The sequence below is a fragment of the Amycolatopsis sp. NPDC051371 genome (genome assembly GCF_040682155.1).
Taxonomy (GTDB): Bacteria; Actinomycetota; Actinomycetes; order Mycobacteriales; family Pseudonocardiaceae; genus Amycolatopsis.
In genome coordinates this window covers 224681-248316 of the sequence record NZ_JBFBAG010000001.1, presented here as the reverse complement: position 1 = coordinate 248316, position 23636 = coordinate 224681, and the positions used below count along the sequence as shown (strand labels likewise).

The following is a 23636-nucleotide window of genomic DNA, read 5'->3' as shown; positions in this document are numbered from 1 at the left end:
TGGGCCGAGATCACGCTCGACGCCGCGTAGCGGCCGTTTCCGACGAAAACGGGCCAACACCTGGTCAAGTGAGCCGAAGTGGACCAGGATTCCCGGGTGCCCGACATCAGAGGATTCAGCCTGTTCGCCCGAATCGGCCTGACCTGCTACGCCTTCGTGCACCTCGTCGTCGCGTGGCTGGCGGTGCAGGTGGCGCTCGGCGACAACGAAAAGGCCGACAAGGCCGGCGCGCTGCAGATCGTCGCGTCGGGCAGCGGCGCGTGGCTGCTCTGGCTGATCGCCGCCGGCACCGGAGTGCTGGCGCTGTGGCAGCTCACCGAGGCGATCACGGGCCACCGGCACGCTGAGCCGCGACGGCGCTGGGTGCGACGCGCGACCAGCGGCGTCGAGGTCGTCCTGTACGGCCTCGTCGCCTACAGCGCCGGGAAGATCGCGACCGGCGGATCCGGCAAGGCGGGCTCCGTGGTGGCCACGGTGCTGACCGAGTCCTGGGGAGCCGCCGTGGTGATCTCGGCCGGCGTCATCGTGATCGCCGTGGCCGCGTTCCTCGCCTACCGCGGGATCAGGAAGAAGTTCGTCCACGACCTCGACCTCGGCGGGGCATCCCCGGCGGTGCGCCGGTCGACGGAACGCCTCGGCCAGGTGGGCTGGTGCGCGATGGGACTCACCTACGGCACCGTGGGCGCGATGGTCGTCGTCGCCGCCGTCGAGTACGACCCCGCCAAGGCCGGCGGCCTCGACCCCGCGCTCAAGACGCTCGCGGTCCAGCCGTACGGGCAGGTCCTGCTGCTGGCGCTGGCCGCCGGGATCGCGGTCTTCGGGGTGTTCGCGCTGCTGGAAAGCCGGTACCGCAGGATCTGACGCCGGGGCAGCCGGGTGTTCCGTCCGAAGTGGACCCGGCGGCGACCGGGCGCGCCCAGTCCTTCGAGTGAGAACGTGTGTTTGTCCGAGGCGATCGCGGGTACCCCGTGAACGAAGCGAGCCGCCGCCACACCCGAGGTGGCGGCTCTCCCGGAAAAGGAGCTTTCCCCACCATGATCGTCCTCGGCGTCATCCTGCTCATCATCGGTTTCATCGTCGGCATTCCCGTGCTGTACACGATCGGCATCGTGCTCGCCGTCGCCGGCGTCGTCCTGGCGATCCTCGGCGGGACCGGACGCAAGATCGGTGGCCGCGCGCACTGGTTCTGAGCCGAACCCGTTTCGCGAGAACCCCGTGCAGGGCCGGAAGCTGTCGCTTCCGGCCCTGTCCGCGTCCGCCGGAGAGACTTCCGGGCAAACTTTTGTCACCCCTCGTCATCACCCGATGGTGTGGTGTTAACTGTCGGGACAGACAGAGAGCGTTTCCCCGACCTCGGCTGCGACGGCACAAAGCCGTACCGGTTCGCGCGCCCCGCCCGGAAAGGCCGTCCTCGATGCGAGTGTCCGCACCGCTGTCTTCCGGTCAGCAGCGCCTTTGGACCGTCTCCCAGCTGGACGGGGCCGGCCCGGCCTACAACGAAACCATGGCTTTCGCCTTACGGGGTTCGCTCGACCGCGAGGCGCTGCAACGAGCCTTCGGCGCCCTCGCCGACCGCCACGAAACCCTGCGCACCCGGATCGTCGTCGAAGACGGCAGGCCCGTGCAAATCGTCGAACCCGCCGGTCACGGGTTTCCGTGCACCGTCACCGATGTCGCCGGACGGCCGGGCGAAGCGGCCGAGCTGCGGCGCACCGACCCGTTGGAGCCGTTCGACCTCACGCGCGCCCCGCTGGCCCGGGCCCGGCTGCTGGCCGGCGGCCCCGAGGACCACGTCCTGCTGATCACCGTCCACCACGTCGTCTTCGACGGCTCGTCCCGGACTCTGCTGCTGCGCGAGCTGGGCATCCTCTACGCCGCTCAACTGAGCGGTGAACCGGCGAACCTGCCGGAAAGCGGCCGCTACCGCGAACACGCGCGGGCGCAGCAGGACTGGCTCGCCGGCGCCGGCCCGGCGCCGCTCGAGACGTACTGGCGGGAGCGGCTCGACGGCGTGCCGCCGGTGCTGGAACTGCCCGCCGACCGGCCGCGCCCGGCCCGGCAGGACTTCCGCGGCGCCCGGGTGCCGCTCGCGCTCGGGCCGGAGCTGACCGCGAAGGCGAAGGCGGTGGCGCGCGAGCACGGCGTCACGCTCTACTCCACCATCCTGACCTGCTGGTTCATCCTGTTGTCCCGGCTTTCCGCGCAAGATGACATCGTTGTCGGGGTGCCCACGGCCAATCGCGGCAAAGGCGGCGACCACCCCGACACGATCGGCTTCTTCGTCAACACCCTCGCCGTGCGCGCCGAGCTGGGCGGCTCCCCCACCGGCGCGGTCCTGCTCAAGCAGGTCCGCGCGGCCCTGCGCGGCGCGATCGACCACGTCGACCTGCCGTTCGAGCGGGTCGTCGAGCTGGTGAAACCCCCACGCAGCCCGGCCCACACCCCGCTGTTCCAGACGATGTTCGCCTGGGTCCCGACCTTGCACGACCTCCTGGAGCTGCCCGGCGTGGCCGTCGAGCCCCTCGAAGTCGAGTTCGCCCCCGCGAAGTTCGACCTCGCGCTCAACCTGGCCGACGAGGACGGCGACGTCGTCGGGCACCTCGACCACGCCGTCGCCCTCTTCGACCACACCACCGCCCAGCGGTACGCCCGCTACCTCGTCCGGGTGCTCGAACAGCTGGTGGCGCGCCCGGACGCCGACATCGCGAGCTACGAGCTGCTCGACACAGCAGAACGCCGCGAGATCCTCACGGCCTGGAGCACCGGCCCCCGCCCGCACCGGCGCCCCGGCGGGCTCGTCGACCGGTTCACCGCAAACGCCGACGCGGCCCCGGACGCCCCCGCGCTCGTCTGCGACGACCGGACCCTCACCTACGGCGAGCTGGACCGCCGCAGCACGAAGCTGGCCAACGCCTTGCGCGCCCGCGGGACCGGACCGGGCGACGTCGTGGCCGTCCTCAGTGGACGGTCAGCGGACCTCGTCGTCGCGGTGCTGGGCGTGCTGAAGACCGGTGCCGCCTACCTCCCGCTCGACCCCGCCCAGCCGGCCGCGCGACGGGCGGCGATGGTCGAGGACGCGCGCCCGGTGCTGGTGCTGAGCGACGACGTCGCGGCCATCGAGGCCGACGGCGCCGAGGCCCGGACCCCGGTCACGACGGACCCCCGGGAGACGGCCTACGTGATCTACACGTCGGGGTCGACCGGGCGGCCGAAGGGCGTCGCCGTCACCCACCACAGCGTCCTCGCCCTGTTCGACCAGTGGCTCGACCGCTTCGGCGCCACCCCCGGCGAGGCGACGTCGGCGTGGTCGAGCATCGGCTTCGACGCCTCGGTGCACGAACTGCTGCTCCCCCTGACCACCGGCGCCGTGCTGCACGTCGTGCCCGAGGACGTCCGGCCCGACCCCGCGGCGCTGATGGCGTGGCTGCGGGAGCACCGCGTGGTCCAGGCGTTCCTGCCGCCCGCCTACGTCCGCTGGATCGACGAGGACCCCGGCCGGGTGGCCGGGCTCGCGCTGCGGCAGGTCCTCACCGGCGTCGAACCGCTGACCGACGCCGCGCTCGCCCGGTTCGCCGCGGCCCTGCCCGGCCTGCGGATCTGCTTCGGCTACGGCCCGACCGAAGCGACGCTCTACGCCACCGCCCACTTCGACCCGAAACCCGTGGACCGCCCGGCGCCGATCGGGCGGCCGCTGCCCGGTTCGCGGCTGTACCTGCTCGACGAACGGCTGCGCCCGGTGCCGCCGGGCGTCGCGGGCGAGGTCTTCCTGGCCGGCGACTGCCTGGCCCGCGGGTACCTGCACCGGCCGGGGCTGACCGCCGAGCGGTTCGTGCCGGACCCGTTCGTACCCGGCGAACGGATGTACCGCACCGGCGACCTGGCCCGGTGGCTCCCCGACGGCGAAGCCGAGTACGCCGGCCGCCGCGACGACCAGATCAAGCTGCGCGGGTTCCGCATCGAGCCCGGCGAGGTGACGGCCGCGCTGCTGGCCGTCCCCGGCGTCCGCGAAGCCGCCGTGCTCGTGGACCGCGAGGGTGAGCCGAGGCTCGTCGCCGGTATCGCGGGCGGTGGGAGCCGGACGCCGCACGAGTGGCGCGCCGCGCTGGCCGACCGCCTGCCGGACTACATGATCCCGTCCGTGTTCGCCGAGTTCGACCGGCTGCCGTTGAGCCGCAGCGGCAAGCTCGACCGCGACGCCGTGCTGGCGCACACCCGGGCGAGCGCACCCGCGGCCGTCAACACCGCCGCCCCGCGCGACCACGTCGAGCTGGCGCTGCTCGGAATCTGGCGAGACCTGCTGCTGCACCCCGCGATCGGCGTCTCGGACGACTTCTTCGACGTCGGCGGTACGTCGATCTCGGCGATCAAGCTGGCCCACGCGATCGGTGCGGAGTTCGGCCGTGAGCTGCCGATCCGGGACGTCATCCTGCACCCGACCATCGAGGCGCAGGCCGCCCTGCTGCGCGCGGACCGCCCGCCGGAAGGCGGCAGCCTGATCGAGTTCCGCCGCGGCGCCGGCCGCGCTCGCATCGTTTGCGTGCACCCGGCCGGCGGGACCGCGTTCTGCTACCTGCCACTCAGCGCCCTGCTGCCCGAGGACGCGGGCGTCGTCGGCATCCAGTCGCCCGGGCTCAACCCCGGCGAAGAGCCGCTGCCGAGCGTCGAGGCGATGGCCGAGGAGTACCTGCGGCTCGTCGACCCGCGACCCGGTGAAGCTTTGGTCCTTTGTGGACTTTCCTACGGCGGCCTGGTCGCCTACGAGATGGGCCGCCGGCTGGCGGCGCACCACCCGCGTGTCAGCGTCGTCCTGCTCGACACCACCGCCACCGACGACCCGGCCGCGCGGGCGGCGATCGAACCGGTGCCGGCAGCCGAGTTTCGCGAAAAGCTGGTCCGCTTCAACGGGATGTACCCGGGGATCGAGGACGCGCAGATCGAGCGCTACCACCGCACGTACAACCACAACCGGCTGACCGCCCGGGAGCACGACCCCGGCGAGACGGCGGCACGGGTGGTGTTCGTGCAGGCCGTCGGTGAGGACACGATCCCGGGCACCGCGGAGTTCTGGCGCCGCCGAGTTCGCGGCGACTTCGAGGTGGTCCCCGCGGACTGCGGACACTGGGACATGCTCGAAAGCGACGCGCTGCCGCTGGTGGCCAAGCTGATCACCCAAGAACTCAGCACCGCCGAGCCGGCGGCCCGATGACCTCGATCGCGCGCCGCGTCCACGACCGGGCGCTGCGGCACCCCGACGCCGTCGCCGTGTCCGACGGCCCGCGTCAGCTCACCTACGCCGAGCTGAACGCCGGTGCCGCGGCGGTCGCGGACTCGTTGTCCCGCCGGGGGGTTCGCCCGGGTGACGCGGTCGCCGTGGGCCTGCCGCGGTCGGCGGAACTGATCCTCGCGATGCTGGGCGTGCTGCGCCTGGGCGCGCAGGTCGTGCCGCTGGACCGCCAGAGCCCGCCCGCGCGCCGCGACGTCATCCTCGCCGACGCGGGCGCGGTCGTCGTCCTCGACGAGCTTCCCGACTTGCCGCCCGTCGAACCCGGTGTGCCCGCCGAGCCCGCGCCGGCGTCGTTCCTCTTCTACACCTCCGGCACGACCGGCCGGCCCAAGGGCGTCGAGGTGCGCGACGCGGGTGTCCTGCGGCTCGCCGAGCCCGGCTGGCTCGACCACGGCACGCGGTTCGCCTGCCTGGCCAACCCGGCGTTCGACGCGATCAGCTTCGAGGTGTGGGTGCCGCTGCTGACCGGCGGCACGTGCGTGATCCTCGACGACGACACCGTCCGGGACCCGCGGGCGTTCGCCGACGCGCTGGTCCGGGAACGCGTCGACACGATGTTCGTGACCGCGACGCTGTTCAACGCGGTCGCCGAGACGGTGCCGGACAGCTTCTCGACCGTGCGCCGGGTCGTCATCGGCGGCGAGCAGCTCAACGCCCCGCTGATCCGCCGCTGGTACCGGGCCAACCCGGATTCGCCGACGCGGCTGCAGAACGGCTACGGCCCGACCGAAACGACGACGTTCGCCCTGAGCTATGCCATTCCGCGGGGCTTCGACGGCGACGTGGTGCCGATCGGCCGCCCGCTGCCGGGCACCGGCGCGGTCGCGGTGACGGCGGACGAGCGCGTGGCCGTCGAAGGCGAACTGGCCGAGCTGTACCTCTCGGGGGCCGGGGTCGCGCTCGGCTACCGCGGCCTGCCCGCGGAGACCGGGCAGCGGTTCGTCCGGCTGCCGTGGCTCGACGAGGGCCGCGCGCGGTTCTACCGCACCGGCGACCTGGTCCGCGTGCTGCCCGGCGGGCGGTACGCCTACGCCGGGCGGACCGACCGGCAGGTGAAGGTCCGCGGGTTCCGGATCGAGCCGGGCGAGCTGGAGCAGCGGCTCCTCGCGCATCCGGCCGTCCGGCAGGTCCACGTGGCCGTGCGCCGCGCGGCCACGGCCGAGCTGCTCGCGTTCGTCGTGGCCGGCGAGTTTTCGTACGACGACTTCGAGGCGCACCTGAGCGAGACCGTGCCGGCCTACATGCGGCCGCAGCACGTGTTCCGCGTCGAGGAGCTGCCCCGGAACGCGAACGGGAAGGTCGACGAAGCCGCGCTCCTGGCCGGCGGGTTCGCGCCGTGGCGGCCGGACACCGGCGGTGCCGCGACCCCGTGGGAGCGCGAAGTGCTGGACGTCGTGTCGGGCGTCCTGGACATCCCCGACGCCCGGCCTCTCGACACGTGGCTGCGGTCCGGCGGCGACTCGCTCAAGGCGTTGCGGCTGCGGTTCGCGATCCGGGAACGCTGGGGCGTGGACCTCGCGCCTTCGATCGTGCAGCGCGGCACCTTCGCCGACCTCGCCGCCGCCGTCTCCGCGGCGGGGCGAGCCGATTATCCGGAGCCGGTTGCACCGACGACCGCGACGACGGCGCCGGCCACCAGCGAACAACAGCGTCTTTGGCTGCTGCAGCAACGGAATCCGGAATCCACGGCCTACCACGTGCCGCTCGCCTTCCGCGTCAGCGGTTCTCCTGACGTCGACGCCCTGCGCCGGGGCGTGCGCGGCCTGGTGGAGCGGCACCCGGCGCTGCGCACCGCGTTCGAGGCGACGCCCGACGGCCTGCGGCAGGTGGCGAAACCACCGTACGACCCGTGGACCGAGCCGGGCGACGACTTCTTCACGGCACCCTTCGATCTCGCTTCGGGCCGGCTGCTGCGCGTGGCTTGGCGGCCCGACGGCACTTTTCTGCTGTGCCTGCACCACATCGCGGTCGACGGCTGGTCGTTGAACATCCTGTTCCGCGAGCTGTCCGGCGGCCCGCCGCGGCCGGGCGCGCACACGCCGTTCGACTTCGCCGCGTGGCAGTCCCGGTGGTTCGCTTCCCCCGGCTACCGCGACCGGCCGACCACCCGGAACGACGATGCCGAGCCCGCCGCTGAGGCGTCCCTGGCGGGGCGGCTGCGGACCACGACGATCGGGCGCGAGCGCGTCGACGAGTGGGCCGGTGAGCTGGGCCTGACCCGCTTCCAGCTCCTGCTCGGCGTGTTCGCCTGGAGCCTGTACGCGGTGACCGGGCGGACCCGGCCGCGGATCGCCGCCCCGGTGGCGAACCGGCCGGTGCGGGAGTTCGAGGACGGCGTCGGGATGTTCGCCAACACCGTGCGGCTGCCGCTGTCGGTGGAGCCGGACGAGGACCTGGACACCCAGCTCCGCCGGCTCGGCGCAGCGTCGGGGGCGGCGCTGGACCACCAGGACATCGCGTTCGCCGACCTCGACCCGGCGTATGCGGCCTTCGACTACCTGTTCGTCCTGGAGAACACCGACTTCGGCGCGCTGAGCCTGCCCGGTTGCTCGGTCAGTCCACTGTGGATCGAAGCGGCCGAGGCCAAGTGCGCGCTCACGCTGTCGGTGGTGGAACGCGCCGACGGCTTCGACTGCCTCTGGGAGTACGGCGACGGCCACTTCACCGAAGCCGAGGCGTCGGCACTCGGCGACGTCTTCGACCGCGCTTTGCACGGCACCGCGCGGACTCCGGCCGAGCTGGCCGAGCCGTACCGCCGCGACCACGGCCGTGGGGCCGCGGCAGAGCTGACGTGGGAAACCGTGGCGGACGGCTTCGCACGTCAGGTCGCGCGGACGCCCGACGCCCCGGCGCTGACCGGCGACACGACCCTGACTTACGCCGAACTGGACGCGCACGCGGCCCGGCTCGCCGCCACCCTGCCCGACGACGCGACCGACGTCGCGCTGTACTTCCGGCCGTCGGCCGAGCACGTCGTCGCGCTGCTCGCACTGGCGCGGCTGAACATCACCGCCGTACCGCTGGATCCCGCGTACCCGCCGGAGCTGCTGCAAGCCATGCTCGGCCGCGTCCGGCCGCGCTGCATCCTGCTCGCCCCCGGTGAAACGTTCGACACGGACGTCGAGCGGCGGTACGTCACCCTCACCGACGGCCCGGCGCCGGACGTCCCGGCCCGGCACACCGGGCGGCCGCTCTACACGCTGTTCACCTCGGGCTCGACCGGCGTGCCCAAGGGCGTGCGCGTCCCGGACCGTACCCTGGCCAACCTGCTGCAGTGGCAGGACGCGCCGCCCGCGGCGACCCAGCAGTTCTCGATGCTGTCGTTCGACGTGTCGTTCCAGGAGATCTTCACGACGCTGTGCGGCGGCGGCCGGCTGCACCTGGTCCGCCCGGAGTGGCGCCACGACGTCCCGGCCCTGCTGGCGCAGCTGGAAAACGCGGCCATCGAGCGGATCTTCCTGCCGTACGTCGCCCTGCAGCTGCTCGCCGAGCACGGCGTCCGGCTCGGGCGGTACCCGTCGCGGCTGCGCGACGTGATCACCGCCGGCGAGCAGCTGGTGTGCACGCCGGCGATCCGCCGCTGGTTCGCCGGGCTTCCCGGCGCGCGCCTGCACAACCACTACGGCCCGACCGAGACCCACGTCGTCAGCGCGCTGACCCTCGACGGCGACCCGGCAGGCTGGCCCGATCGGCCCGCCATCGGCCGTCCGGTGGCGAACGCGGTCCTGCGGGTCGCCGACGCGTCGGGTGCGCCTCTGCCGCCGGGGCAAGTCGGCGAGTTGCTCATCGGTGGTCTCGCGGCGAACCGGTGCTACCTCGACGAAGCGGCTTCGGAGAAGTTCGCCGAACTGCCCGAGCTGTACTACCGCAGCGGCGACCTCGCGCACTTCGACCGCGCCGGGCTGCTGCACTTCGACGGCCGGGCCGACCGGCAGGTCAAGCTCAGCGGGCACCGTCTCGAACTGGGGCAGGTCGAAGCGGCGCTGCTGCGGCACCCGGACGTCGTCAACGCGGTCGTCGCGGCCGAGGACGACCGGCTGACCGCGTTCCTGGAGTGCCGCCGGACGCCTTCGGCGGCGGAGCTCGCGGACCACCTCGCCCCGCTGCTGCCACCGCACGCGCGGGTCGACCGCTTCCGCGTCGTCGCCGCCCTGCCGCGCACGCCCAGCGGGAAGCTCGACCGGGACGCCGCTTCCCTCACCCCGGGAGAGGATCTGCTGCGGACGTCCACGCGGCCGTCGAGCGAGCTGGCGGCGCTGTTCGAGGAGGTGACCGGCGCGCCGATCGGTCCCGACGAGACGTTCTTCGCCGCCGGCGCCACGAGTCTTTCGCTGATGCGGTTCCACTTGCGTTGTGCGGAGGCGGGCTATCGGTTCACCGCGGCCGACCTCTTCGAGCACGTCACGCTCCGGGACCTGACGCGGCACCTCGAAAGCGGCCCGGCCCCGGCCCGGACCTCCTCCGAGGCGGCTACTGACGAACCGGTGGCCGTCGTCGGCATGGCGGTGCGGCTGCCCGGCGCACCGGACCTGGCGGCGTTCTGGGACCTGGTCGTTTCCGGCCGCCGGGGCATCGAGGAGTTCCCCGCCGCCGAGGGCCTGGTCGGTGCGCGCAGCCTCTTGGACGACCCGCTGGCGTTCGACCCGGAGCACTTCGGGATCAGCCACCGCGACGCGGCGCTGATGGACCCGCAGCAGCGGCAGCTGTTGATGGCCTGCGTCGAAGCCCTTTCCCACGCCGGCGGGGCAGCGGGTCGCGTCGGGCTGATCGCGGGCTGCGGCGAAGACACGTACTTCCGGCAGATGCTGCGCGAGGCCGACCCGGCCGCGCTGCCGGACGGCTTCCAGCTCGCCCTGCACCACGAGAAGGACTTCCTGGCCACGAAGATCGCCTACCACCTCGACCTGACCGGTCCGGCGCTGACGACCCAGACGGCGTGCTCCAGCTCGCTGGTCGCCGTCCACCAGGCCGCCGGGATGCTGCGCGGCGGCGAGGCGGACGTGATGCTGGCGGGCGGGGTGCTCGTCGACGTCACCCTGGCCGAGGGGTACCGGTACCGGCCGCAGCACATCTTCTCGGCGGACGGGCACTGCCGCCCGTTCAGCGACGACGCGGACGGCACGGTGGGCGGCAGCGGCGTCGGCGTGGTGGTGCTGAAGCCGCTTTCGGCGGCCCGTCGTGACGGCGACACGGTGTACTCGGTGATCACGGGCTCGGCGCTGACCAACGACGGCGCGGTGAAGCAGGGCTACAGCGCACCGTCGCCGGCCGGGCAGCGCTCGGCGATCCGGGCCGCGCTTCGGCGATCCGGGCGTTCCGGCGCCGACGTCGGGTACGTGGAGACGCACGGGACCGGGACCCGCCTCGGCGACCCGATCGAGGTCGCGGCCCTGCGCGAGGCGATGCCCGATTCGACGGGCTGTGCGTTGTCCTCGGTGAAGAGCCAGATCGGCCACCTTGGCGCGGCGGCGGGGGTGGTGGGCCTGATCCGGGCGACCCTGGCGGTCCACCACGGGGTGCTCCCGCCGACGGTCGATTTCCGCGCGCCCAACCCGGCGCTGGACCTGGGCCCGTTCCGGGTACCGACGCGGGCCGAGCCGTGGCCCGCGGGGCCGCGGGTGGCCGGGGTGAGCAGCTTCGGCATCGGCGGGACGAACGCCCACGTGGTGCTGGAGTCGGTCCGCCCGGTGTCGCCCTCGCGCGCGGATCCTGTGCGGTGCCTGGTGCTTTCGGCTCGCAGCGCCTCGGCGCTGCGTCTCGAGGCGGCTCGGGTGGCGGAGTACTTGTCCGCGCATCCCGAGTCCTATGTGGACGTTCTCCGGCACCTGCAATCGGGCCGCCCGGAAGCCCGCTGGCGCCTGGCGGCGGCGTGCGAAGACGCGGCCGCGGCGGTCGAGTGGCTGCGCGCGGCCGAGCCGCGGGAGGTGGCCGAGCGCCCGGCCACTGTCTCCGCCGACACGACCCCTGCCGCGGCGAACTCGCAGGAGGTGGCCGACCCGGCACTTTCCCGTGAAAGTGCCGCTCCCGAACTGGCGGCCGCCTGGCTGGCCGGCGCCTCCGTCGACTGGGGCCACTCCCCCGCCCCCGCGCCGTGGGACTTCCCGCCGCCCGCCTTCGCCGCCCGCGACTTCGACTTCCCGCGCCGGGCCGCCGTCACGCGGCTGCCCGAAGCCGAGTGGCTGCACCAGCCCACCTGGGTCCGGCTCCGCCGGGCCACCACCGCCGCCACCCGCACCGATCGCGTCCTCGTCATCTCCGGCGAAGGCCCGCTCACCGCGCCCGCTCTCGACGCCGCCTATCCGCGCGTCGTGCGGGTCCACGCCGGCGGCACCTTCGCCCGCCTCGGCCCCGACACCTTCGAAGCCGACCCGGCCGACACCGCGGACCTCCGCCAAGTCCTGGATGCCCTGCCGGACAGGGAAATCGACTGGATCCACACCCTCCCCCTCGGCATCACCGGGCCCGTCGACGAGAAGTCGGTAACCCACGCGAGCTGGGCCTGCCTCGACACCCCCGCGGCGCTCCTGCGGGCCGCCCACGACCGTCCACTCCGGACTTGGTGGGTGTCCGCCGGGGCCGCGCCCGCGACCACCGCCGTCACGCGTCCCGAAGCCGGGCTGCTCGCCGGGATCACCGCCGTCGGCCCGCAGGAAAGCGGCGTGCCCGGCCACTGGGCCGACCTGCCCGGCCCCGGCCTGGACCCGCTCGCCGACCTGCTCACCGGGCCGCCCCCGCCCGAGCGCGTCGCACTCAGGGCCGGGTTCTGGTGGGCGCAGGAGAGCGCACCGGTCCACGCCGGCGAGCCGGTGGAGACCGACGGGACCCACCTCGTCCTCGGCGGCACCGGCGGCATCGGGACCGCCGTCGCCGAAGAACTGCTCGTCCGCACGACCGGCCGGGTCGTGCTGCTGGCGCGCGACCCCCACCTGCCCGAAGCGCTCAAGCCGTGGGCGGACCGCGTCGACCTGCTCGCCGCCGACCTCACGAAGATCACCGCGGACGAGGTCGACGCCCGCATCGGCGCACCCCTCGCCGGGATCGTGCACGCGGCCGGGGTTCCCGGCGGCGGCCTCATCGCCACCCGCGGCGAAGGCACGCAGTCCGTCAAGCTCGCCGGCGCGCTCCTCACCGAGCGGCTCGTCGAACGTCACCGGCCCGCGTTCGCCGTCTACTGCTCGTCGTTGTCCGCGCGGTTCGGCGGCACCGGCCAGCTGGACTACGCCGCCGCCAACGGGTTCCTCGACGCGCTCGCCCACCGCGACGGCCCGACCGCCCGGCTCTCGATCGGCTGGGACGTCTGGCGCGACACCGGAATGGCCGTCACAGCCTTGGAAACCGACGCCCGGCACCAGGCGCACCTGGCGGTCGGCCTGAGCGTCGAGGAGGGCCGCCGCACGTTCGCCCGCGCACTGGGCTCCGGGCTGCCGCAGCTGCTGGTCGCGACGACCGGCCTCGAGACCGCGCGCACGTTCCACGAGCGCGACACCGCCCCGGCCACGGCAAAACCGGCCGAAGCGGACCTGACGGAAGAGGTGCGCGCCCTGCTCGGCGTCGCCGAACTGGACCCCGACGTGCCGCTCTACGACCTCGGCGCCGACTCCCTGACGCTGCTGGACGTCGTCGACTCGGTGAAACGCCTCTACGGCGTCGACCTCGACCTCGCCTGGCTCGGCCCCGAGGTGACGATGGCCGCCTTGCTGGCGAAGCTCTCCGAAGCCGGCGACGCCGGCGAAGTAGTGGTGCAAGTGTGGCGCGAAGGGACTCGGCAAGAAGTCGTGTGCCTCGTGCACCCGGTCGGCGGGGACGTCCACGCCTACCGCCCGCTCGTCGAGGCTTTGGACCCGGCACTCGGGGTCTGCGTGATCGCCGACCCGGCGCTGAGCCGCCCGGAACCGCCCGGCTGGCCGGTGGCGGACCGGGCCCGCCGCTACCACTCGGCTCTCGAAAAGCTGTTCCCCGGCCACACCTGGCAACTCGCCGGGTGGTCGTTCGGCGCCTGGGTGGCGACGGGCATGGCCGCCGAAGCCGAGGCGGCCGGGAACCCGGTGCGGGCGCTGCACCTCATCGACCCGCCGCCGCCCGGCGCGAGCGCCGCGGACTACAGCGACGCGCAGCTGGAGACGGTGTTCGAGCGCGAACTGGGCGCCTCCGACGGCACCGCGGGCGAGCACGCCCGGCGGCTCGCCCGCGCGTGCCGGGCCAACCTGCGCAGCATGGCCGGGCACGAGCTTCCCCGGTTGGACGCGACACCCAGCCACGTCTGGCTCGCCGCCGAACCCGAACCCGGCTTGCCCGTGACGGATCGCGACGGCTGGCGAGCCCTCCTGCCCGAACCGAGCCACTGGCACGAACTGCCCGCCACCCACTACGGCATCGTGCGTGCACCCCACGTCACCGCCGTGGCCGCGGCCATCGAGAACCCGACACCGTAAGGAAAGGAAACCATGGAGCAGTACGAACTCGACGCCGTCAAGCGGATCACGACGCGGCCGGCGCGCGACCACCGGACGCTGGCGGTGCGGGGCCTGACCCCGGTGATCGGCGCCGAGGTCACCGGCCTCGACCTGGCCCGGGAGCTGACCGAGGAGCAGCTCACCGAGCTGAAAACGGCGTTCCTGGACCACCACGTGCTGGTGTTCCGCGACCAGGACATCACGCCGGACGACCACCAGCGCCTGGCCGCGAGCTTCGGCGAGCTGCGTCCGGTGAACCCGCCGCCCGAGCACGGCAACCCGTACATCCTCGAGGTCGCGACCGCCCCGGAGTCGGCGAACGTGTTCGGCAACGGCTGGCACGCCGACGGCACCGCCGACGCCGAGCCGTCGCTGGGCTCCATGCTGCACATCACGCGGATGCCCGAGCCGGGCAGTGGCGGCGACACGCTCTTCGCGAACATGCACCTCGCGTACGACATGCTTTCGCCGAAGCTGAAGGAACTGCTGGCCGGGCTGACCGCGATCCACGACGGCGCGCACGCCTTCCGCGGCCACAAGATCCCGGACGGCTACGAACCCCCGGTCAGCGAGCACCCGGTGGTCGTGCGGCACCCGGAGACCGACCGGCCGCTGCTGTACGTCAACCCGGCCTACACGTCGCGCATCCCGCAGCTGTCGGCGGACGAGAGCCGCGCGGTGCTCGACCTGCTGTTCTCGGTCGTGCCGAACCGGCCGATGCTGGCCTGCCGGGTGCGCTGGGAGCCGAACACGCTCGTGTTCTGGGACAACCGCTGCGTCCAGCACCACGCGACGTACGACTACTACCCGTACACCCGTTTCGGAAACCGCGTCGCGATCAACGGCGGCCCGCTCAAGGGCTGACGCCCGAAGGAGTTCTGCCCCATGTCGTCCGAACCCGTGGTGGACGTCCGCGATCCGGCCGTGCTCAACGACCCCAAGTGCGGCTACGACCGCATCCTCGCCGAGTCACCGGTCTGCTGGGCCCGGCTGCCGAACGGCGAGGAGGGCTGGCTGATCACCCGCAGCGACGACGTCCGCGCGGTGCTCTCCGACCCCGCCGTGCGCAACGATCCGACCGGCCTGCCGGGACAGGGCGCGCAGACGCAGGAGGAGGCGTTCCTCGCGCTGGGCACGCCGCCGGAGCACCTGCCCTACTTGCGGGCGAGCCTGCTGAGTCTCGACGGCGCCGAGCACACCCGGCTGCGCCGCAGCATCAGCCACGCCTTCGGCGCGTCCCGGGTCGCCGCGTTGCGCCCGCGGGTGCAGGAGATCGTCGACGGGCTGCTCGACGACCTCGGCGCGGCGCCGGGAACGGTGAACCTGATCGACGAGTACGCCTACCCGCTGGCCATGGCCGTGGTCTGCGAACAGGTCGGGGTGCCCGAAGCGGACTGGGCGGACTGGTGGCGCTGGGGCAAGGTGCTCGTCGAGGGTGACCCGGCGCGGATCACGCCGACGCTGGGCGAGATGTTCGCCTACTGCCACGCTTTGGTCGACCGGCGCCGGGCCGAGCCGCGCGACGATCTGCTCAGCGAGGTCGTCGCCCAGGACGACCTGACCGACGTCGACGCCGTGGCCCTCGTGGTGTTCCTGGTGCTCGCCGGGCACGAGACGATGGCGCACATGCTCTCCAACGCGGCGCTCGCGCTGATGCGCGACGACGCCCAGCGGGAGCTGCTGCGCACGGAACCCGAGCTGTGGCCGGCCGCGGTGCGCGAGCTGGTCCGCACCGACGGCCCGGTCCAGCTGGCCCGGCTCCGTTACGCCGCAACCGATCTCGAAGTGGGCGGTGTGCGGATCAGCGCGGGCGACGCGGTGCAGGTGGTGCTCGGCGCGGCCAACCGCGACCCGGCGCAGTTCGCCCACCCGCACACCGCCGACGTGCGTTGGCAGGCCGAGCACGGCGGCCGCGAGGGCAGCGTCGGCTTCGGCTGGGGGCCGCACTTCTGCCTCGGCGTCGCCTTGGCGAAGGTGGAGGCCGAAGTGGCGTTGCGCAGCCTGTTCGACCGCTTTCCCGCGGTGCGGCCGGTTGCCGAGCCGGCGTGGGTGCCGTTGCCCCGCGGGCGGCACCGGGTCGCCCTGGAGGTACGGCTGCGCTGAGCCTTCTCACTGGCCCGCCCCACGCACCCCATGTGGCATCGGGTGCGTCAGACGCACCGAACGCCACATTGGGGCGCCGGCAACCGGCCCATCAAGCACCGGCGTAAAACCCGACCGGCATCGTCACGTCCGCGCTCGACGCTCCGCACTCCAGCATCCACAGCGCCGCGGCCGGGCCGAGTTCCCGGCCCAGCGCCCCGAGCGCGTCCGGATCCGGTGCCACCGCCCGTGCCTGCTCGACGCCGCGCGCGAACGCGTCCGGGTCCCAGCCGCCCGGGTCCACGTCGCCCAGGGAACGCGCGCCGGTCGTCAATGTCGTGACCGGCAGCGGTTCGGCCACACCGAGCAGGCCGTGGGTGCGTTCGCCGGTCAGCACGCCCATCCAGCGCGAGCTTTCCGGGGTGGGCCGGGGCCCGGTCCAGCGGGCCCGCCCGTCCATGTCCGGGAGCTTGGCCGGGGCGCCGGACACCGCCCAACGACCCGCCCACTCGACGGCCAGGCCCGGTGCGCTGCGGGTCGCGGGGTTGTGGAAGCGGGCCATGTCCCAGCGGTTGCCCACCGCGACCGCGGCCAGGTCGCGGTGCGGCCAGACCCGCGCCTCCCACCAGAACCCCCACGGGAACGCCGCCGTGTGCCCCCACCACCAGTCGTCGCCCAGGTCGGGGTCGGCGAGTTCGAGCGTCAGGCCGGAAAACGAACGGACGCCGTGCGGGCTCGGGCGCGGCGCCCGCGGGGTCACCATGGCCGCGAGGGAGTCCGGCCCGACCAGGCCGCGGTCGCCCCGCGCCGTGCGCAGCAAGGATTGCAGCAGCCGCGCGAAGTCCGCGGCGCTGGTGTACATCCCGACCCCCGGGTAGGCCGAGGTGCGCAGGGGCGGGCTCGGCACGCACCAGTCGCCGAACGCCATGTACCCGGTCGCACCGTCGATGCCCCGCGTGCCGTCGTCGATGCTCGTGTCCCGCATGCCGGTCGCGGCGAACACGTCCCGGTGGACGCGGGCACCGTACGGTTCGCCGGCCAGGTGCTCGACCGCGCCGCCGAGCACCCCGACGCCGAAACTCGAGTAGGAGTACGGGCCCGGAGCCGTCACCAGCGGCAGCACCCCGCCGTACTCCACGGCGCGCCCGGCCTCGTGCCGGCGCCGGACGTAGTCGAGGACCGGCTCGGCCGGCGCCGTGGACGCTGCGGCGGTGACGATGTCGCTGTAGTAGCCGCCCTGGTGGGCGGCCAGCATGGCGGTGGTGACGGGCGCCGGGTCCGGACCACGCAGTCCCGCGGGCAGCACCTGGTCGATCGGCGTGTCCAGGCCCACCACGCCGGCTTCGACCAGTTGCATGAAAGCCAGGCCCGTGACGGGTTTGGTGAGCGAGCCCGCCGGTGCCACGGTCCCGGCGGTCATCGGCGTGTTCGCGGCCAGGTCCGCGAACCCGGTCGCGGCCGTCCGCAGCTCGTCGCTCGTCGCCACCGCGACGGCGATCCCGGGGGTACCGGTGACCGCGGCCAGCCGGGGCAGGACCGTGCCGAGCGCCGCCATCACATCGTCGAGCATGCTTCTCCTCCAGGAAATCGCGAGTCCACAAAGGACAAGATCGTCAGCCCTCGGCGGTGTTGTAGTTGACGATCCGCTCCACCATGTGGGCGACAGCACCGGCCAACGGGCTGTCCGCGTCCCGCCTCGCCACGTCCGGCAACCGGTGGGCCTCGTCCTCGGCGACCGCCACCATGCCCCAAAGCGCGTTGAAGCCCGACGGATCCGCCGGCTTTTCCGCTGCCGCCTCGACGGTGACGACGCCGCCTTCGTCGGCCACGGTCAGCGCGCCCATCTGCCGCAGGGTGCCGGGATCCCGCTCTTCGGCGGCCACCACGCTCCAGCCCGCCATGTCGGTCTGCCGCAGGGCGGCGAGCAGGCTGCCGACGCCGCTGACAACGATGTCAGGAAGCACGAGGGCCACCGGTCCCCACGTCATCGGCAAGGCGGACCGGATCGCTCCGTCGAGCCCCGGTTGGGCCGAATCGTCCTGGTAGACGAAGACCAGCTGGAAGGTCCCGGCGTAGCGCGCCAGGTACTTCACGGTCTCCAGCTTGTGCGTCCCGAACACGACGACCACGCGCACGGTGAGCCCGCTCTTCACCAGTTCGACGACGGCCTCCAGGCTGCGGTCCAGGATGGTGACCCCGGGGGCCAGGCAGTGCAGCTCCTTCGCGTACGGCGCTCCGAAGCGCGTTCCCAGTCCGGCGCAGGGCAGGATGATCGAAACATCAGGCGTGGGTACGGACGAAACAGGCATCGGGTGGCCCTCAAGTTCTGTTGACGGTCAGGAGCCCTTGCGCGCCACAGTAGTCACCGCGGGCGGTTCCGCGCGAGCAGGGAGTCGATCACCGGCCGACCGGTAGACTGCTTGCGGCACGGCCGAAACGTCTGCGACGAGAACGAAGAGGACGCGAATGCGAGTGCTGCTGTCCACGTACGGGACGCGCGGCGACGTCGAACCGCTGGTGGCACTCGCGGTGCAGCTCCGGGCACTCGGCGCGCAGGTGCGGATGTGCACTCCGCCGGACGAGGAGTTCGCGCGGCGGCTGGCCGGTCTCGGGATCGACTCCGTGCCGGTCGGGCCACCGGTGCGGGCGTTGATGAGCGGCGCGGCTCCGCCGTCGGCGGCGGAACTGTCCCGCTACCGGACGGAACTGGTCGACACGCAGTTCGACGTTTTCCCCGAAGCGGCCGACGGTTGTGACGCGCTGGTGGTCGCCGGCCTGGCGCAGGTGGCCGCGCGGTCCGTGGCCGAAGCCGCGGGCATCCACTACGTCTACGCGACTTATGCGGCGGTCAACCTGCCGTCGCCGCACCACGCCCCGCCACCGCGCCCGGGCTGGCCGGAGCCGGCGGGGGCCGCCAACACCGCGCTGTGGGAGCAGGACGCCCGCATGGTGAACGCGCAGTTCCGTGCGCCGCTCAACCGCCACCGGGCCGCACTCGGCCTGCCACCCGTGGACAACGTCCGCGACCACGTCTACTCCGCCCGGCCGTGGCTGGCGGCGGACGCGGTCCTGGGACCGTGGCAGGAGACTCCAGGTCTCGAAGTGGTCCAGACAGGTGCGTGGACGCAGGAAGACGAGCGTCCGCTGCCGGCCGAGCTGGTGGCGTTCCTGGACGCGGGCGCACCGCCGGTCTACGTGGGCTTCGGCAGCATCAGCCCGGCGCCGGACATCGCCCGCTGGGCCGTCGAAGTGAGCCGCGCCCGAGGTCACCGCGTCCTCGTCTCCCGGGGCTGGGCGGACCTGGACCTGGTCGACGGCCAGGACGACTGCTTCGCCATCGGCGAGATCAACCACCAGCGCTTGTTCGGCGAGCTGGCCGCGGTGATCCACCACGGCGGCGCGGGCACGACGCAGACGGCCGCCCGGGCGGGCGTCCCGCAGGTGGTGGTCCCCATCCGCCTGGCGGACAACCCGTACTGGGCCGGGCAGGTGGCAGCTGGCAAGGTCGGCGCGGCCCTCGACGGCCCGACGGCGACCATCGAGTCGCTCAGCGCGGCGTTCGAAACGGCACTGGCACCCGAGACCCGGGCGCGAGCGGAGGCGTTGGGCGCCGAGATCCGCACGGACGGCGCGGCGGTGGCCGCACGCCTGCTGCTCGACGCTCTCCGGTAAGCGAAGCCGGTCCCCGGCCGGAGACCGTCCGAATCGGACCGTGCCGCCGCCTCAGGCCACGATTGCGCCGATCGGGTGGCATCCGGGCCCGGGCATCAACCGGTCCGGAACGTCCGCCGTGGTCCGTGCGCACTCCCACCCGGACGTCACCAGGAGGCACCGTGTCGAAACACCGACTGCCCACCCTCGCCGGAGCGGCACTGCTGGCCGCCATCGGCACCGTCGCCGTGGCCCCGGCCGCGTCGGCGCACGACGCCATCGCCGAGGTCTACAACTGCAGCTACCAGGGCGCGATCCGCTGCGGCTACGGGGGCGTCACCAACAGCCACACCCGCGTGTACGCGTGCGACACCTTCAGCGACGGCTACGGGTTCCGCACGGAGTGGCGGACCCGCAGCGGCGGCGGTGGCGGCATCGACGACGCCAACGGCAGCAGCTCCGGCTGCAGCTCGAAGACCCCGGGCACCTCGGCCAACCCGGTGACGATCTTCCGCGTCTGCCAGAAGACGCCCAACTGGTTCTGCTCCACCTGGCAGAACGCCTGACCCGACGGCCAGGTTCCGACGAGAATCACCAACCGACACTGGGGGAACCAGCTCATGCGCGCTCTTGTCCGGTCGTCCGCGCTCGCGCTCACGGTGGTGGCGCTGGCCGCCGCGGTGGCCGCTCCGGCCGGCGCGGCCCAGCCGCCGTCGCCCGGCCAGCCGCACGTGAGCCTCCCTCAGGGGCGGACCTTCTACACCAACCCCGGTACCGACACCACCGCGCCGAACGCGGGTTTCCCCTCGCTGTTCAACGCGAGCGTGACCAACCCGGACGGCAGCCGCACGTCGCGGCTGTTCGCCACGTACGGGGTCGGCACCGACGCACCGGGCACGAACGCCACCGCGATGCGGACCTCGGCCGACGACGGCGCCACCTGGAGCCCGGTCACCCTGCCGAGCAGGTGGGCCGGGACCACCAATGCCGTCCGGCTCGCCGACGCCGCCGGGACGGTCGTCGCGATCGACTTCGAGCCGATCACGTTGTCGCGGTCGGCCCCGGATCCGGACCCGTCCACGCCCTACAACGAGAACGACCGGGTCTTCGGCCGTTGGACCCTCAACGGGACCACCATGACGGCAGCCGGCACGGCGACCACCAGCTACCCGGGCTCTCCGCCGACCACCTGGGCCCGCTTCCAGCGCGGCATCCTGCTGCTGCCGGACAGCCGGACGCTGCTGGCCACCGTGTACGGCGCGACCGCGAACGGGCCGTTCACCGCACTGATGCGCAGTACCGACCAGGGCGCCAGCTGGGTCCAGGTCACCCGGCTGGCGGAGGGCGCGGGCTGGTCGGAGGCGAACGTCGCGCCCACCTCCGACGGCAAGCTGATGGCCTGGCTGCGCCGGGACGTCACCGTGGCGGGGGAAGACCGGTTCCTGCCCGACCTCTACTACACCCAGTCGTCCACTGTGGACGGTTCGGGCAGCTGGACGACGCCGGTGAAGATGGCTTCGGACACCGGGAACTCGCCGGGTTCGGTCCTGCTGGGCAACGGCGCGGCGCTGCAGGGATCCGGACGGCCCGGCAACGTGGTGCGCTACAAGTACTCCGGCACGTCGGGCTGGCAGGACTGGACCGGCCGCACGACGATCTACACCAACCAGCCCACCGCCGGTACGGGCACGGGCGGGCGGTCTCTCGCGGCTTCCGGCTCCAGCAACACGCTCGCGCTGGCACCCCTCACCGCGAACACCGTGCTCGCGGTGGGCGACAACTGCGCCAGCTGGGGCTGCCCGGCCAGCGCGTCGGGATACCCGCACGGAACCTCGCAGTCGCTGTGGAAGTCCGTGCTCGAGGTGAACACCGGCCAGTGGGGCACGATCGACCTGCAGACCAAGTTCCGGCGCGGGGAGATCGCCTTCGTCGATCCGGCGTTCACCAGCTACGGCGACGGCCGGACGTCGATCGGCGCCTACGCCTTCGACGGTGACGTCCGCACCGACTCGTCCGTGGTGACGGCGAACCGCAGCGTCACGCTCCGGCTTGACCGCGCCTACGCGCTGACCGGCCTCGGGGTGCACGCGCACCTCACCGGGCCCGCCGGCCTGGCCGTCGAAACCTCGCTCGACGGGGTGAGCTGGTCCACGCCCGCGCAAGGCAGCCGGTCCGGCATCCTGTACCCGCTGAGCACGCCGACCGCCGCCCGGTACGTGCGGCTCACCGACCCCAATCCGCCGGTGAACGACGGGTCGTCGTTCCTGAACGAACTCCAGCTCTACAGCACGCTGGACGGCTTCGAAGCCAACGTGCCGGGAGCCGCCCCCGCCGGAAACGGCCTGACCACGGCGACGGGCGCGGTCGTCGTCGCCGGAGCCCCGGCAGTCGAACCGATCTCCTCGCGGTTCCTGCGGATCACCGACACCAGCGCCACCTCCGTGTCCCGCATCGCCTGGAACCACGGCGCTTCCGCCGCCGCGGACTACGAGTTCAAGGTGCGGGCGAGCGGCACCGGTACACACGGCTTGCTGTTCAGCGTCCTGGGTACGGATTCGGCGGGCAACCCGGTGACGCCGTACCACTTCCTGCTGGACGCGGTCAGCGGGAAGTTCTCCCGGTACGACTTCGCGAACGCGACCTGGGGCGCGCCGCTGGGCACCGTGGCCGTCGGGTCGTGGACCTGGAACTCGGTGAGCGTCACCGCCGGACCTTCGTCGGCGACCTTGACCGTCAACGGTCAGCCGGTCGCCACCGTCGCGCCGTCCCAGCCGTTCAGCAGCTTGACGGGCAACCAGCTGTCCTCGACGGGTACCGCGCCGGTCGGCGACGACTGGTTCGTCGACGACGTCGGTTACACCCGGCCCTGAACGGGGTCGTTCGAGCCGTCGCGACCCGGACTACGCCGGGGGCAGCACCGGAGTCCGCCGCAGTTCGGCCTTCGCGATGGACCGCAGGTGCACCTCGTCCGGCCCGTCGAACAGCCGCATCGCGCGGTGCCAGGCGTACATCGCGGCCAGCGGGGTCACGTCGGTGACCCCCGCGCCGCCGTGGACCTGGATCGCCCGGTCGATCACGCGGGTGGCCGCCCGGGGCACGGCGACCTTCGCCATCGCGACCAGATCGCGAGCGGCCTTGTTGCCCGCGACGTCGATGACGTGACTGGCCCGCTGGCACAGCATCCGCGCCTGGTCGATCTCCAGCCGCGACTCGGCGATCTGCTGCTGCACCACGCCTTGGTCGGCCAGCGGACCGCCGAAGGCGACTCGATCGCGTGAACGCTGGACCAGCAAAGCGAGGGCTCGTTCGGCGGCCCCGAGAGCGCGCATGCAGTGGTGGATCCGCCCCGGGCCGAGCCGGGCCTGCGCGGCCGCGAACCCGCCGCCCTCCTCGCCGATCACGTTCTCGACCGGCACGCGGACGTCGTCGAAGCGGACTTCGGCGTGGCCGTGCTGGTCGTGGTGGCCGAACACCGGCAAGTCCCGCACGATCGTGACGCCGGGAGTGTCCCGGGGCACCAGCACCATGGTCTGCTGCCGGTGCGTCGCCGCTTCGGGATCGGTCTTGCCCATCACGATGAAGAACGCGCAGCGCGGGTCCATCGCGCCGCTGGTCCACCACTTGCGGCCGGTGATGACGTAGGTGTCGCCGTCGCGCACGATGCGCGTGGCGATGTTCGTGGCGTCGCTGCTGGCGACGTCCGGCTCGGTCATCGCGAACGCCGACCGGATCTCCCCCGCCAGCAACGGTGCGAGCCAATCCCGCTTCTGCGCTTCGCTGCCGAGCAGGTGCAGCAGCTCCATGTTGCCGGTGTCGGGCGCCTGGCCGTTGATGGCTTCGGGCGCCAGGTCGAGGCTCCAGCCCGAAAGCTCCGCGATCGGCGCGTACTCCAGCTGCGTCAGCCCCGACTCGGCGGGCAGGAACAGGTTCCACAGCCCTTCGGCCCGGGCCGCCGTCTTCAGCCGCTCGACGACCGGGGGGACGCCGTGGTCGGCCGGCCCCGCGGCGCGGCGGTGCGCCAGGTACTCGGCCTCGGCCGGGAGCACGCGGTCCCGCACGAACGCCAGCATCCGGTCGTGGAGTTCGCGGGCATGGTCCGAAGGGGCGGGGAGAGCGTAATCCGACACGAGATACTCCTGAACGCAACCGAGCGATTGGTCGGACTG

Annotated in this window: 12 protein-coding genes; 9 read left to right on the top strand and 3 right to left on the bottom strand. The window is 73.1% G+C overall.

Annotation, left to right across the window (positions count from 1 at the left end):
- Nucleotides 1-96: 96 nt before the first annotated feature.
- From AB0M59_RS01060 to AB0M59_RS01035, 6 genes are all read left to right on the top strand, one after another.
- Nucleotides 97-861, top strand: a complete 765-nt coding sequence (locus tag AB0M59_RS01060; RefSeq protein WP_364606482.1) for a DUF1206 domain-containing protein — start codon at nt 97-99, stop codon at nt 859-861.
- Nucleotides 862-1034: 173 nt separating this feature from the next.
- Nucleotides 1035-1190, top strand: a complete 156-nt coding sequence (locus tag AB0M59_RS01055; RefSeq protein ID WP_364606479.1) for a hypothetical protein — start codon at nt 1035-1037, stop codon at nt 1188-1190.
- A 224-nt stretch (nt 1191-1414) separates the two neighbouring features.
- Nucleotides 1415-5206 (top strand): amino acid adenylation domain-containing protein, encoded by a 3792-nt coding sequence (locus AB0M59_RS01050; protein WP_364606476.1) that lies wholly within the window; start codon nt 1415-1417, stop codon nt 5204-5206.
- Complete coding sequence (locus tag AB0M59_RS01045) at nt 5203-13716, top strand: amino acid adenylation domain-containing protein (RefSeq protein ID WP_364606473.1); 8514 nt, start codon at nt 5203-5205, stop codon at nt 13714-13716. Before AB0M59_RS01050 ends, AB0M59_RS01045 begins: the two co-directional genes overlap by 4 nt.
- Before the next feature lie 12 nt (nt 13717-13728).
- Nucleotides 13729-14601: a TauD/TfdA family dioxygenase gene (locus AB0M59_RS01040; protein ID WP_364606470.1), complete on the top strand. Its 873-nt coding sequence runs from the start codon at nt 13729-13731 to the stop codon at nt 14599-14601.
- 21 nt (nt 14602-14622) lie between these two features.
- A complete protein-coding gene (locus AB0M59_RS01035) occupies nt 14623-15840 on the top strand; it encodes a cytochrome P450 (RefSeq protein ID WP_364606467.1) in 1218 nt (405 codons plus the stop codon).
- 91 nt (nt 15841-15931) lie between these two features.
- Here AB0M59_RS01035 and AB0M59_RS01030 read toward each other — a convergent pair whose 3' ends face one another.
- Nucleotides 15932-17389: a serine hydrolase domain-containing protein gene (locus AB0M59_RS01030; protein ID WP_364606464.1), complete on the bottom strand. Its 1458-nt coding sequence runs from the start codon at nt 17387-17389 to the stop codon at nt 15932-15934.
- Nucleotides 17390-17432: 43 nt separating this feature from the next.
- On the bottom strand, nt 17433-18128 hold the full coding sequence (locus AB0M59_RS01025; RefSeq protein WP_364606461.1) for a hypothetical protein: 696 nt from the start codon (nt 18126-18128) through the stop codon (nt 17433-17435).
- Between the two features lie 157 nt (nt 18129-18285).
- Here AB0M59_RS01025 and AB0M59_RS01020 point away from each other — a divergent pair, with 157 nt between their 5' ends.
- The 3 genes from AB0M59_RS01020 (at nt 18286) to AB0M59_RS01010 (ending at nt 22340) form a co-directional block, all read left to right on the top strand.
- Nucleotides 18286-19491 carry a glycosyltransferase gene (locus AB0M59_RS01020; RefSeq protein ID WP_364606458.1) on the top strand — a complete coding sequence of 402 codons (1206 nt, stop codon included), beginning with the start codon at nt 18286-18288 and terminating at the stop codon, nt 19489-19491.
- A gap of 161 nt (nt 19492-19652) precedes the next feature.
- The gene (locus tag AB0M59_RS01015; protein WP_364606455.1) at nt 19653-20036 is read left to right on the top strand and encodes a hypothetical protein; all 384 of its coding nucleotides are present in this window, start codon (nt 19653-19655) and stop codon (nt 20034-20036) included.
- A gap of 54 nt (nt 20037-20090) precedes the next feature.
- Nucleotides 20091-22340, top strand: coding sequence for a sialidase family protein (locus AB0M59_RS01010; RefSeq protein ID WP_364606452.1), 2250 nt, complete (start codon nt 20091-20093; stop codon nt 22338-22340).
- A 30-nt stretch (nt 22341-22370) separates the two neighbouring features.
- Here the strand turns inward: AB0M59_RS01010 and AB0M59_RS01005 are convergent, their stop codons facing one another.
- Nucleotides 22371-23597, bottom strand: a complete 1227-nt coding sequence (locus tag AB0M59_RS01005) for an acyl-CoA dehydrogenase family protein (protein ID WP_364606449.1) — start codon at nt 23595-23597, stop codon at nt 22371-22373.
- Nucleotides 23598-23636: the final 39 nt, after the last annotated feature.